General features: G+C 64.1%; 12 protein-coding genes. 8 read left to right on the plus strand and 4 right to left on the minus strand.

Annotated elements, in window-relative coordinates:
* Positions 1-184: 184 nt before the first annotated feature.
* Together ppnP and argG are read left to right on the plus strand one after the other, a co-directional pair.
* Positions 185-502 carry a pyrimidine/purine nucleoside phosphorylase gene (gene ppnP, locus DTW89_RS11325; protein WP_024814775.1) on the plus strand — a complete coding sequence of 106 codons (318 nt, stop codon included), beginning with the start codon at positions 185-187 and terminating at the stop codon, positions 500-502.
* 72 nt (positions 503-574) lie between these two features.
* Positions 575-1,912, plus strand: coding sequence for an argininosuccinate synthase (argG, locus tag DTW89_RS11330; RefSeq protein WP_114656024.1), 1,338 nt, complete (start codon positions 575-577; stop codon positions 1,910-1,912).
* Positions 1,913-2,040: 128 nt separating this feature from the next.
* On the opposite strand, the gene murB is transcribed toward argG, so the two are convergent.
* Complete coding sequence (gene murB / locus DTW89_RS11335) at positions 2,041-3,114, minus strand: UDP-N-acetylmuramate dehydrogenase (protein ID WP_114656025.1); 1,074 nt, start codon at positions 3,112-3,114, stop codon at positions 2,041-2,043.
* A gap of 74 nt (positions 3,115-3,188) precedes the next feature.
* On the opposite strand from murB, the gene DTW89_RS11340 reads away from it, so the two are divergent.
* The 3 genes from DTW89_RS11340 (at position 3,189) to DTW89_RS11350 (ending at position 5,422) form a co-directional block, all read left to right on the plus strand.
* Positions 3,189-3,674, plus strand: a complete 486-nt coding sequence (locus DTW89_RS11340) for a YajQ family cyclic di-GMP-binding protein (RefSeq protein ID WP_024814772.1) — start codon at positions 3,189-3,191, stop codon at positions 3,672-3,674.
* Between the two features lie 61 nt (positions 3,675-3,735).
* Entirely contained in the window at positions 3,736-4,386 is a 651-nt protein-coding gene (locus tag DTW89_RS11345) for a retropepsin-like aspartic protease family protein (RefSeq protein WP_114656026.1), read from the plus strand.
* Between the two features lie 10 nt (positions 4,387-4,396).
* On the plus strand, positions 4,397-5,422 hold the full coding sequence (locus tag DTW89_RS11350) for an HD-GYP domain-containing protein (RefSeq protein ID WP_114656027.1): 1,026 nt from the start codon (positions 4,397-4,399) through the stop codon (positions 5,420-5,422).
* 66 nt (positions 5,423-5,488) lie between these two features.
* Here DTW89_RS11350 and plsY read toward each other — a convergent pair whose 3' ends face one another.
* The 3 genes from plsY to DTW89_RS11365 form a co-directional block, all read right to left on the minus strand.
* Positions 5,489-6,145: a glycerol-3-phosphate 1-O-acyltransferase PlsY gene (gene plsY, locus DTW89_RS11355; RefSeq protein WP_114656028.1), complete on the minus strand. Its 657-nt coding sequence runs from the start codon at positions 6,143-6,145 to the stop codon at positions 5,489-5,491.
* A 48-nt stretch (positions 6,146-6,193) separates the two neighbouring features.
* Complete coding sequence (ybaK, locus tag DTW89_RS11360; RefSeq protein WP_114656029.1) at positions 6,194-6,697, minus strand: Cys-tRNA(Pro) deacylase; 504 nt, start codon at positions 6,695-6,697, stop codon at positions 6,194-6,196.
* A gap of 62 nt (positions 6,698-6,759) precedes the next feature.
* Entirely contained in the window at positions 6,760-7,821 is a 1,062-nt protein-coding gene (locus tag DTW89_RS11365) for an aldo/keto reductase (RefSeq protein ID WP_114656030.1), read from the minus strand.
* A 183-nt stretch (positions 7,822-8,004) separates the two neighbouring features.
* On the opposite strand from DTW89_RS11365, the gene DTW89_RS11370 reads away from it, so the two are divergent.
* From DTW89_RS11370 to pepN, 3 genes are all read left to right on the plus strand, one after another.
* Positions 8,005-8,928 (plus strand): alpha/beta fold hydrolase, encoded by a 924-nt coding sequence (locus tag DTW89_RS11370; RefSeq protein WP_114656031.1) that lies wholly within the window; start codon positions 8,005-8,007, stop codon positions 8,926-8,928.
* A 176-nt stretch (positions 8,929-9,104) separates the two neighbouring features.
* Positions 9,105-10,209 (plus strand): peptide chain release factor 2 gene (prfB, locus tag DTW89_RS11375; protein WP_111864371.1). Its coding sequence is split into 2 segments (ribosomal slippage): positions 9,105-9,185 and positions 9,187-10,209, totalling 1,104 coding nucleotides; the frame shifts between segments, so codons are not numbered across the junction.
* Positions 10,210-10,218: 9 nt separating this feature from the next.
* Positions 10,219-12,942, plus strand: a complete 2,724-nt coding sequence (gene pepN, locus DTW89_RS11380; RefSeq protein WP_114656032.1) for an aminopeptidase N — start codon at positions 10,219-10,221, stop codon at positions 12,940-12,942.
* Positions 12,943-12,953 lie beyond the last annotated feature (11 nt).

A 12,953-nucleotide genomic window follows, 5' to 3' on the forward strand; every position in this document is an offset into this window, starting at 1 on the left:
ACCCACCGCAACCCCCACTGGCGCTGAGCAGCCTTCAGCGCATTGCGTCACCAGAGCCCCCTCGTAGGGGCTCTTTTTTTGCCCCGATGCGCCAGCAAACGCCAGCGCAACCGTGCCCCACGGCGCCCAGGCCGTGCCCCCTGCCCTAAAATCACCGGTTTCCTTCTTTCTACCCCGCGCATCCATGACCACCGAAAAAATCGACGGCGTGTCCGTCACGACCAAGGCCAGTGTTTATTTCGACGGCAAATGCGTGAGCCATGGCATCACGTTCCCCGACGGCACGAAAAAATCGGTGGGCGTGATCCTGCCCGCCACGCTGACGTTCAACACCGGCGCGCCCGAGATCATGGAATGCGTGGCTGGTTCGTGCGAGTACAAGCTTGCAGGCAGCGACGCCTGGGTGAAGTCCTCCGCCGGGGAGCAATTCAATGTGCCCGGCAACTCGAAGTTCGACATCCGCGTGACCGAGGCCTACCACTACATCTGCCATTTCGGCTGAAATTTATAGTCTTTTTGGCCTCTAGAGCTTATCCAGCAAGCGCGAGCAGCTATCATTTTTAAGAAATATTCCATGGCAACCATCCTTCAAAACCTCCCCCTCGGCCAGAAGGTCGGCATCGCGTTTTCCGGCGGCCTGGACACCAGCGCGGCCCTGCGCTGGATGAAGAACAAGGGCGCCCTGCCCTACGCCTACACGGCCAACCTGGGCCAGCCCGACGAGCCCGACTACGACGCCATCCCGCGCAAGGCCATGGAATACGGCGCCGAGCTGGCGCGCCTGATCGACTGCCGCACGCAACTGGCCCACGAAGGCATCGCCGCGCTGCAGGCTGGCGCCTTCCACATCAGCACCGCCGGCGTGACCTACTTCAACACCACGCCGCTGGGCCGCGCCGTCACCGGCACCATGCTGGTGTCGGCCATGAAGGAAGACGACGTCCACATCTGGGGCGATGGTTCCACCTTCAAGGGCAACGACATCGAGCGCTTCTACCGCTACGGCCTGCTCACCAACCCCTCGCTGCGCATCTACAAGCCCTGGCTGGACCAGCAGTTCATCGACGAACTGGGCGGCCGCGCCGAGATGTCGGCCTTCATGACCCAGCAAGGCTTTGGCTACAAGATGAGCGCCGAGAAGGCCTACAGCACCGACAGCAACATGCTGGGCGCCACGCACGAGGCCAAGGATCTGGAGTTCCTCTCCAGCGGCATCCGCATCGTCAACCCCATCATGGGCGTGGCGTTCTGGAAGGACGACGTGGTCGTGAAGGCCGAGGAAGTGTCGGTCACCTTCAACGAAGGCCAGCCCGTGGCGCTGAACGGCAAAGAATTCGCCGACCCGGTCGAGCTGATCCTGGAAGCCAACCGCATCGGCGGCCGCCACGGCCTGGGCATGAGCGACCAGATCGAGAACCGCATCATCGAGGCCAAGAGCCGCGGCATCTACGAGGCCCCGGGCCTGGCGCTGCTGCACATCGCCTACGAGCGCCTGGTGACCGGTATCCACAACGAAGACACCATCGAGCAGTACCGCATGAACGGCCTCAAGCTCGGCCGCCTGCTCTACCAGGGCCGCTGGTTCGACCCCCAGGCCATCATGCTGCGCGAGACCGCCCAGCGCTGGGTAGCGCGCGCCATCACCGGCACCGTCACGCTGGAGCTGCGCCGTGGCAACGACTACTCGCTGCTCAACACCGAATCGCCCAACCTGACCTACGCGCCCGAGCGCCTGTCGATGGAAAAGGTGGAAGACGCGCCGTTCTCGCCGCTCGACCGCATCGGCCAGCTCACCATGCGCAACCTCGACATCGTGGACACGCGCGCCAAGCTGATGACCTACGCCCAGTCCGGCCTGCTGACGCTGGGCCAGGGTTCGCCGCTGCCGCAACTGAGCAACGACGACAAGTAAGCCCGCACCCCGCGCGCAACAAAAAACCGCCTTCGGGCGGTTTTTTTATGGTCTTTTTGGCCTCTAGCGCTTATTCAGAAAGCGCTAACAGCTACTATTTTAATAGCACTAAAACAACCGTTCACTGGTCACCACACCACCGGCTCGGGCTCCAGCCGGATGCCAAAGCGCTCGTACACACTGGTCTGGATGGCCTTGGCAAGGGTCATCACCTCGCCGCCGGTCACGCTGTCGGTTCCCTGGCCGCGGTTGACCAGCACCAGCGCCTGCTTTTCGTACACCCCGGCCTTGCCCACGCTCTTGCCTTTCCAGCCGCACGCATCAATGAGCCAGCCTGCCGCCAGCTTGATGCTGCCATCCGGCATGGGGTAGTGCACGATCTTGGGGTCGCGGGCGATGATGTCGGTGCACTGCTCTGGCGTCACCGTGGGGTTCTTGAAGAAGCTGCCGGCGTTGCCCAGCACCGCCGGGTCGGGCAGCTTGGCGCGGCGGATATCGCACACCCAGTCAAAAATCTGCTGCGCCGTGGGCTGATCGACCCCCGCCTCAATGCGCCGCCGCTCCAGATCGAGATATCCGAGCACCGGTTTCCACGGCTTGGGCAGCCGAAAGCGCACATGCGTGATCACGGCGCGGCGTGCCAGGCCCATGCCACGCGGCATTGAGCTGCCGTCCGTCGATTCGGAAGGTGCGTGCTTGAAAACGGAGTCGCGGTAGCCAAAACCGCATTGCGCGGCATCCAGGCTGAAAGACTGGCCGGTGGCCAGATCGATGGCATCCAGCGACTCAAACCGGTCCTGCAGCTCTACGCCATACGCACCAATGTTCTGCACCGGCGACGCACCCACGGTGCCGGGGATCAGCGCCAGGTTTTCGAGCCCCGGAAATCCCTGCGCCAGTGTCCAGGCCACCGCGTCGTGCCAGACCTCGCCCGCGCCCGCCTCGACGATCCAGGCCCGATCGGTCTCTTGCACCAGGCGCAGACCCTTGATCTCCATCTTCAGCACCACGGGTTTGACGTCGCCCGTCAGGATGATGTTGCTGCCGCCGCCCAGCACCCATTTCGGCGCGGGCGCCAGTTCCGGATCGGCCAGAACAGCGTGCAAATCTGCCACGGAGCGCACGCGCACCAGGGTTTGGGCGCGTGCAACGATGCCAAAGGTGTTCCAGGGCTGCAAAGGGGCGTTTTTCTCGACTACCATTGGCCCGATTGTCGCACCGGGCCCTTTCGGCCTTCTGTGAATTGCTCCCGTTTCCCCTGAGATTGAGAACCGCCATGCCCTCTTTTGACACCATCTGTGAAGCCAACCTCGTTGAAGTGAAGAATGCGGTGGAGAACACCGTCAAGGAAATCACGACCCGCTTTGATTTCAAGGGCACCTCTGCCAGCATTGAAATCAAGGACAAGGAAATCACCATGGTGGGCGACGCCGAGTTCCAGCTCACCCAGATCGAGGACGTGCTGCGCAACAAGCTCACCAAGCGCAATGTGGACGTGCGCTTTCTCGACATGGGCGACGTGCAGAAAATGGGCGGCGACAAGGTCAAGCAGGTCATCAAGGTGCGCAACGGCATCGAGAGTGAGCTGGCCAAGAAACTGCAAAAGCTCATGAAAGAGAGCAAACTCAAGGTGCAAGCCGCCATCCAGGAGGACAAGGTGCGTGTGACGGGCGCCAAGCGCGACGACCTGCAGGCGGCCATGGCGCTGATCCGCAAGGAGATCAACGACGTGCCCCTGTCGTTTGACAACTTCCGCGACTGAACACAGGGCCTGCCCCCGTTTCGCCGAACACCCACTGCACCCTGGGGCACCGCCATTCACCATGAAAAAGCACCTTTTGCACCCCGCCGCTGCGCTGTTGGCCGCCGCGCTGTTGGCGCCGCTGTTTGCGCGCGCTCAATCGGTGGCCCTGGGTGGCATTCTGGGCACCAAGGCGCTGCTCATCGTCAATAACGGTGCGCCCAAGGGTGTGGGGGCCGGGGAGTCCCATCAGGGAGTGAAGGTGGTCGCCGTTGGCAAGGACGAGGCCATGGTCGAAATCTCGGGTGCCCGGCGCACCCTGCATCTTGGCGAGGCCCCGGTGAGCGTGGGCAGCAAGAGCGGCGGCAAGCGCGTGGTGTTGACCGCCGACAGCCGGGGGCATTTCATCAACAGCGGCACCATCAACGGCAGCGTCATGCAATACATGGTGGACACGGGCGCCTCTACCGTGGCCATCGGGCGCCCCGATGCGGAACGCATGGGCCTGAAATACCTGAGCGGCCAGCCCGTGCGCATGAGCACCGCCAACGGTGTTGCCCAGGGCTGGCGCATGAAACTCGATTCGGTGCGCATCGGTGATGTCGAGGTGTTTGGCGTGGAAGCCATCGTCACGCCCCAGTCCATGCCCTTCGTGCTGCTGGGCAACAGCTTTCTGACCGAGTTCCAGATGACCCGCACCAACGACCAGATGGTGCTGGAAAAGCGCCACTGACCTGCTGCCCATGGCTGCCCGACTTCCTCCCGGAAACCAGCGCCACGATGGCGAATATGAAGACCTTCTGAGCCTGTGGTCCGATCTGGAATCGGCGCTGTCCGTCGTGCTCTCGGCGCCGCTGCGGGTGCAGGATTTTCCGGCCAAGGTGCGCCAGGTCGACCGCTGGCTGCAAGACCTGGTGGCCCACGACATCGACGCCGCGCTGTACCTGATGTTCCAGCTGGCCTCCACTTCCTCGGTGGGCTACAGCGCATCGCACGCACTGGTGTGCGGCACCCTGTGCCACATCATGGCGCAAGAGCTGCAGCTGCCTCCCCGCGAGCGCGACAGCCTGGTGCGCGCCGCCCTCACCATGAACATCGCCATGACGGCGTTGCAGGACGTGCTGGCCGGCCAGCGGGAAAAACCCACTGCAGCACAGCAGGATGCAATTCGCAATCATCCCCAGGAGAGCCAGGCACTGCTCGAACGCCTGTTCATCACCGACAACCTCTGGCTGGACGTGGTGGGCCAGCACCACGCCAGCATTTCCGACCGCGTGCCGCTGGCCAGCCAGGAGCCGCACGACCGGCTCACCCGCATCCTGGGCACCATCGACCGCTACGCCGCCATGATCAGCCCTCGCAAGTCGCGCGCTGGCCGCAGCGCCACCGATTCGGTGCGCGCCATCGTGGGCCATGAAGTCGACCAGCGCGACGAGGTGAGCTACACGCTGGTGCGCTCGGTGGGGCTGTGCCCGCCCGGCACCTTTGTGCGCCTGGACAATGGCGACACGGCCATCGTGCTGCGCCGGGGTGAAAAGGCCAACCAGCCCCTGGTGGCCAGCCTGCTCGACCGTGCCGGGGCGCACCACGCGCGGCCGGGCATCTACCAGACCGGCATGACGAACAAGCCGCGCATCCAGTCGGCACTGGCCCGCTCCGCCGTGGCGGTGGCACTCAACCACCGCACCATGGTGCGGCTGGGGGTGTATGCAGCGGCCCCGCACAACTCGGGGCTGATGGGCCTGGTGACCGTGCCCGGAGCCCTGTAAGCACCCCACCAGGGGCAGAACCAGTCAGCGCAAACGCGCGCCCGAAGAACCGGGCGCCGTGGTGCGCTAGGGCTTTTGTTGTTTGGGCGCAGGGGCTGCCTTGGACCGGCCCAGGCGGGATTCCTTGCCCTCGATCAGGCGCCCGATGTTCTCCTTGTGGCGCCAGGCCAGCAGCATCGACATCACCCCGATGGCCACGGCAATGCTGGCCTCGGCATACCAGACCACGCCGCTCACCAGCAGGTAATACACCGGCGCAAACACCGCAGCCACCAGTGAGGCCAGTGACGAATACCGGAAGAAAAAGGCCACGATGACCCAGGTGAGCGCCGTGGCCAGCCCCAGCCAGCCGCTGATGCCCAGCAGCACCCCTAAAGCAGTGGCCACGCCCTTGCCGCCTTCAAAGCGAAAGAACACGGGCCACAGGTGCCCCAGAAACGCTGCCAGCCCCACCAGCGCGATGGTGCCGTCTTCCATGCCATAGGGCTTGCCAAACCAGCGCACCAGCACCACGGGCAACCACCCTTTCACCGCGTCCAGCAGCAGGGTGACGATGGCGGCGGCCTTGGACCCTGAGCGCAGCACATTGGTGGCGCCGGGGTTCTTGCTGCCATAGGTGCGCGGGTCGTTGAGCCCCATCAGGCGCGTCACGATGACGGCAAACGACAGCGAGCCCAGCAGGTAGGCAGCCACAGTGGCCAGGACGGGGTAAACGGCGTTCAAATCAGCTCCTTGGGGTAACAACAACGCAGCGCACTGCGCCGGGGCGGCCTATTCTGCCAGCGCGCAGTGCACCGGCGTGGCACCCAGCAACTGAACGCACACCTGCGGGTCGATCTGCACCAGAAAACCGCGCCGCCCGCCATTGATGGCAATGCGCGGCAGCTCCAGCACCGATGCTTCGATGTACACGGGCATGGTCTTGCGCGTGCCAAACGGCGATGTGCCCCCCACCAGATAGCCGCTGTGGCGGTTGGCCACCTCGGGCTTGCACGGCTCGACCGATTTGGCGCCGATCTGCCGCGCCAGGTTCTTGGTGGAAACCTTGCAGTCGCCGTGCATCAGCACAATGAGCGGCTTGGCATCCTGGTCCTGCATCACCAGCGTCTTGACGACTGTGTGCTCAGGAAGCCCCAGGCTGGCCGCGCTGTGCGCGGTGCCGCCGTGCTCCACATAGTCATAGGGGTGCTCGGTGAATTCCACCTGGTGGCTCTTGAGCAGTTGCGTGGCGGGGGTCTCGCTTACGTGCATGCCCTTGCCGTCCTTTTTGGCCATAATTGAATCAAAAATAATAGCTGCTTGCGCTTTATCTGTAAGCACTAGAGGCCGATTTCATCTTAAATTGCAGGATCACCCACCTGCCAGCGAATCTGGTCGATGGCCGCCAGCAATTCTGGCGAAAGCGTGGTGCCCCAGGCGTTCAGGTCTTCGTCCAGCTGCGCCAGCGAGGTCACGCCAATGATGGTGCTGGCCACGCGCCAGTTGTTGTAGCAAAAGGCCAGTGCCAGTTGCGTGGGCGTCAGGCCGTGCTCGCGCGCCAGCTGGTTGTAGCGACGCGCGGCGGCCAGCGCCTCGGGGCGGCCCCAGCGCTGCTTGCGCACCGATTCATAGCTGGCAATGCGAGCGCCTTGGGGCGCATCGGGCCCTTCGATGCCGCTGGCGTCGTACTTCCCCGTCAACAGGCCAAAGCCCAGCGGCGAATACGCCAGCAGCGACACGTTGAGACGGTGGCAGGTCTCGTCCAGCGCGTTGTCGTAGCTGCGGTTGATCAGGCAATAGGGGTTCTGCACCGTGGCCACGCGCGGCAGGCCATGCTGTTCGGCCAAGCGCACGAACTCGTGCACACCGTAGGGCGTTTCGTTGGACAGCCCAATGTGGCGCACCTTGCCCGCCTTGACCAGCCCGGCCAGCGCCTGCAGCTGCTCGTGGATGGGCGTCTGCGTGGTTTCCTTGGCCGGGTCGTAGTATTTGGTGCCAAAGGCCGGCACATGGCGCTCGGGCCAGTGGATCTGGTAGAGGTCGATCACATCGGTCTGCAGGCGGCGAAGGCTGCCCTCGCACGAGGCCACGATGTCGGCGGCCGTCATGCCCTTGCCCTCGCGAATCCATGGCATGCCGCGCGAGGGCCCGGCCACCTTGCTGGCCAGCACCAGCTTCTGGCGCGCCCCAGGGTGCTTGGCAAACCAGTTGCCGATGATGGTTTCGGTGGCGCCAAAGGTGGGCGCCCGGGCCGGCACGGCATACATCTCGGCCGTGTCGATGAAATTGACCCCGCGCTCCAGAGAGCGATCCAGAATGGCATGGGAATCGGCTTCGCCCACCTGCTCGCCAAAAGTCATGGTGCCCAGGCAGATGGGGGTGACGTGCAGGTCGCTCTGACCGAGCTGGATGGTTTTCATGCAGGCTCCAAAAATGATGCGCCGCAGTGTAAGGCGCTCGCAGCCGCAGGCGGGTGGGCTGCACTGCATCGCTCAGTGCCACCCGGGGGCATTGTTCGCCCAGCCCAGGCCCGCCGCAACGGCCGCCGCAGGGCAGTCGTGTGGTTGACAGCCATCCAGCGCAGCGCCCCCAATAATGCCGCCATGTATCCAGCACTCCGCCCCAGCCGCAGCCACTTCGTCCCCTTGCGCACCCTGCGTTACCACCTGCACCTGTGGGGCGAGGCGGTGCCCGGCAGCACCCCGCTGGTGCTGCTGCATGGCTGGATGGATGTGGGCGCCTCGTACCAGTTTGTGGTGGATGCGTTCTCGCAGGCTTTTGCCGCAGGGCGCCAGATCATTGCGCCCGACTGGCGCGGCTTTGGCCAAAGCCAAATGCCCTCGCCCTGCGATCACTATGTGTTTGCCGATTACCTGGCCGACCTCGACCAGCTGCTCGACCAGGTGGTGGGCGAGCAGCCCGTCGATCTGGTGGGGCACAGCATGGGTGGCAACGTGGCCATGCTGTATGCAGGTGTGCGACCGGCGCGCATCCGGCGCCTGGTCAACCTCGAAGGCTTTGGCATGCCAGCCACCCAGCCCAGCCAGGCACCCGCCCGTTATGCGCAGTGGATGGATGAGATGAAGCAGCTGCAGCAGGGCGCCATGGTGCTCAAGTCGTACGACAGCGCGGCAGGCGTGGCCCAGCGCCTCATGAAGACCAACCCGCGCCTTTCGCAGGACAAGGCCGACTGGCTGGCACAGCACTGGGCCGCGCCCAACGCCAGCGGGCAGTGGAACATTCTCGGCGACCCAGCGCACAAGATCACCAGCGCGCAACTGTTTCGCCTGGACGAAGTGTTGGCGATGTACGAAGCCATCAGCGCGCCCACGCTGGCCGTGGAGGCTGGCGACGACAGCCTGGGGCAGTGGTGGAAAGGCAAATACAGCCTGGACGAATACCACCAGCGCCTGACCCATGTGCGCAACTGCCGCATTGCCGTGGTGCCGGACGCAGGCCACATGCTGCACCACGACCAGCCCGAGGCTGTGGCGGCACTGATCGAGCAGTTTGTGGGCGACTTTTAATTAAAATGACCGCTAGCCCTTATGCAGCAAGCGCCATAAGCTATCATTTTTGATTGTTTTCAGGCAACGGCACGGCTGCTGATGCGGGTTGCTGGCCTGCCAAGGGGCATTGGACGGCACAGAGCGCGTCCCATGAGAAAATCACGGGTTATTTACAGAACACCCAGGACAACACCATGGACGCAGAACGTATCAACCTCATTGGCAACACCCTCAACGACCTGGCCGTGCGGACGCAAGAGTTACGGAGGTATCTTTGACTTCGATGCCAAATTTGAACGCCTGCGCACGGTAAACGCATCGCTCGAAGACCCTTCGGTCTGGAACGATCCCAAAAAAGCCCAGGAGCTGGGCAAAGAAAAGAAATCCCTGGACGGCGTGGTGCTCACGCTCGACAAGCTCACGCGTGAGCTGGCCGACAACACCGAGCTCTACGACATGAGCAAGGAAGAAGGCGACGAAGCGGGCCTGATGACCATCGAAGCCGAGACCGCCAAGCTCAAACCCGAGATCGAACAGCTCGAGTTCCGGCGCATGTTCCGCAACGAGGCCGACCCACTCAACTGCTTTGTCGACATCCAGGCCGGCGCCGGTGGCACCGAGGCTTGCGACTGGGCCAGCATGCTGCTGCGCCAGTACCTCAAGTACGCCGAGCGCAAGGGTTTCAAGACCACGGTCGAAGAAGAAACCCCAGGCGACGTGGCGGGCATCAAGAGCGCCACGATCAAGATCGAGGGTGAATACGCCTACGGCCTGCTGCGCACCGAAACCGGCGTGCACCGCCTGGTGCGCAAGAGCCCATTCGACAGCTCGGGCGGGCGCCACACCAGCTTTGCCAGCCTGTTTGTCTACCCCGAGATTGATGACTCGATCCAGATCGACATCAACCCCGCTGATGTGCGCACCGACACTTACCGCGCATCCGGCGCGGGCGGCCAGCACATCAACAAGACCGACTCGGCCGTGCGCCTGACGCACATGCCCACGGGCATCGTAGTGCAGTGTCAGGACGGCCGCAGCCAGCACGGCAACCGCGACATCGCCTGGCAGCGCCTGCGCTCCAAGCTCTACGACTTTGAGATGCGCAAGCGCCAGGAAGAAGCGCAAAAGCTGGAAGACACCAAGACCGATGTCGGCTGGGGCCACCAGATTCGCAGCTATGTGCTGGACAACAGCCGTATCAAGGACCTGCGCACCAACGTCGAAATCTCTGCCACCCAGAAGGTGCTGGACGGCGACCTCGACGCATTCATCGAAGCCTCCCTCAAGCAGGGCGTTTAAGGAAAACCCATGTTGCTACTGCGTGACGGCCAGGCCCAGGCGCCCGCCATTCACCGCGCCGACTACCAGGCCCCGGCCTGGTGGATCGACACCGTCGACCTGACGTTCGACCTGGACCCCGCCAAGACCCGCGTGCTCAACAAGATGCGGCTGCGCCGCAACCCGGACGTGGCGGCCCAACCGCTGCGCCTGGACGGCGAAGAGCTGAACCTGGCGCGCGTCATGGTCAACGGCGGCGGCACCTCGTTCAAGATGGATGGCAACCAGCTGGTGCTGGAAAACCTGCCCGAAGGCACCGAGTCCTTCGATCTGGAGATCTTCACCACCTGCGCGCCCGCCAAGAACACGCAGCTCATGGGCCTTTATGTGAGCCAGGGCACGTTCTTCACGCAGTGCGAGGCCGAGGGCTTTCGGCGCATCACCTATTTTCTCGACCGGCCGGACGTCATGGCCAGCTACACCGTCACCCTGCGTGCCGACAAGGCACTCTACCCCGTGCTGCTGAGCAACGGCAACCTGGTGGACAGCGGTGCGCTCGACGATGGCCGTCACTTTGCCAAATGGGTTGATCCGCACAAGAAACCCTGCTACCTGTTCGCGCTGGTGGCCGGCAAGCTGGTGGCGCGAGAGCAGCTCATCAAGAGCCGCTCGGGCTCCAACCACCTGCTGCAGGTGTACGTACGCCCCGGCGACCTGGGCAAGACCGAGCACGCCATGAACTCGCTGATGTACAGCGTGGCCTGGGACGAGGCGCGCTTTGGCCTGCCGCTCGACCTGGAGCGCTTCATGATCGTCGCCACCAGCGACTTCAACATGGGCGCCATGGAGAACAAGGGCCTGAACATCTTCAACACCAAGTATGTTCTGGCCAGCGAAGCCACCGCCACCGACACCGACTTCGCCAACATCGAGAGCGTGGTCGGCCACGAGTATTTCCACAACTGGACGGGCAACCGCGTCACCTGCCGCGACTGGTTCCAGCTCAGCCTGAAAGAAGGTCTCACGGTCTTTCGCGACCAGGAATTCAGCCAGGATCTGGCCGGCAGCCCATCGGCGCGCGCCGTCAAGCGCATCGAGGACGTGCGCGTGCTGCGCACCGCCCAGTTCCCCGAGGACGCCGGCCCCATGGCCCACCCGGTGCGGCCCGACAGCTACATCGAGATCAACAACTTCTACACCGTCACCATCTACGAAAAGGGTGCCGAGGTGGTGCGCATGATGCACACGCTGGTGGGCCGCGAAGGCTTTGCCAAGGGCATGAAGCTGTATTTCGAGCGCCACGACGGCCAGGCCGTGACCTGTGACGACTTCGCCAGCGCCATTGCCGACGCCAACCCCACCAGCGACCTGGCGCGCTTGCTGCCCGCGTTCAAGCGCTGGTACAGCCAGGCCGGCACGCCCCATGTGCACGCCACCGGCAATTACGACGCGGCTGCCCGCACCTACACGCTCACGCTCACGCAAAGCTGCGCCCCCACGCCTGGCCAGAGCGCCAAGGAGCCGTTCGTCATTCCGGTGGAGCTGGGCCTGCTCAGTGCCAGCGGCGCCGCCCTGCCCTTGCAGATGGCGGACGAAAGCGCCCAGGGCACCGCATCGCGCACCGTGGTACTCACCGAGCCCACGCAAACGCTCACCTTCGTGCATGTGGATGCCGAGCCGGTGCCCTCGCTGCTGCGCAACTTCAGCGCCCCCGTGGTACTGGACATCGACTACACCGACGCCCAGTTGCTCACGCTGCTGGCGCACGATGCGGACGCTTTCAACCGCTGGGAAGCAGGCCAGCGCCTGGCACTGCGAATTGCTATAAATACAATAGCTGAAAGCGCTTATCAGGCAAGCGCCAATGGCACTTTTGACCATAAATTTCTTGATGCCGACTTCATCGAGGCCATGCGCACCGTGCTGCGCAACCCGGCACTCGATGCGGCCTTCAAGGAGCTGGTGCTCACCCTGCCATCTGAAACCTACATCGCAGAGCAGCTCAACGTGGTGGACCCCCAGCGCATCCACGCTGTGCGCGAAGCCATGCGCGAACAGCTGGCCCTGTCGCTGCAGGCCGACTGGGAATGGGCCTGGGAGCAAAACCAGGACACCGGTGGCTACCGCCCCGACCCGGTCTCGTCGGGCCGCCGCGCCCTGAGTGGCCTGGCGCTGCAGATGCTGTGCATTGCCGCCCGGCGCACCGGCGATGTGGTCTGGCCCGGCAAGGCCTACCAGCGCTTCAAGGTGGCGGCCAACATGACCGACCGCTTCAACGCCCTCACCGCCCTGGTCGCCAGCGGCAGCGAACTGGCAGCCCCTGCCCTGGCACGCTTTTACACGCTGTTCAAAGACGAGCCCCTGGTCATCGACAAGTGGTTTGCCCTGCAGGCGGGCGCGCCGGACCGCGGTGGCAACGTGCTTCCCGCCGTGCGCCAGCTCATGCAGCACCCGGACTTCAGCCTGAAAAACCCCAACCGCGCGCGCAGTGTGATCTTCAGCTATTGCAGTGCCAACCCCGGTGCCTTTCACCGGGCGGACGCGGCAGGCTATGTGTTCTGGAGCGACCGGGTGATCGAACTCGACGCCATCAACCCACAGGTGGCTGCACGCCTGGCGCGCGCCCTCGACCGCTGGAAGAAGCTGGCCGAACCCTGGCGCAGTGGCGCCCGCGAGGCCATCGTCCGCGTGGCCGCTCGCCCCGACCTGAGCAACGACGTGCGCGAGGTCGTCACCCGCGCACTGGCCGAATAAGGAGAATTTTC

It is taken from the genome of Acidovorax sp. BoFeN1 (assembly GCF_003345135.1).
GTDB classification, from domain to species: domain Bacteria; phylum Pseudomonadota; class Gammaproteobacteria; order Burkholderiales; family Burkholderiaceae_C; genus Acidovorax; species Acidovorax defluvii.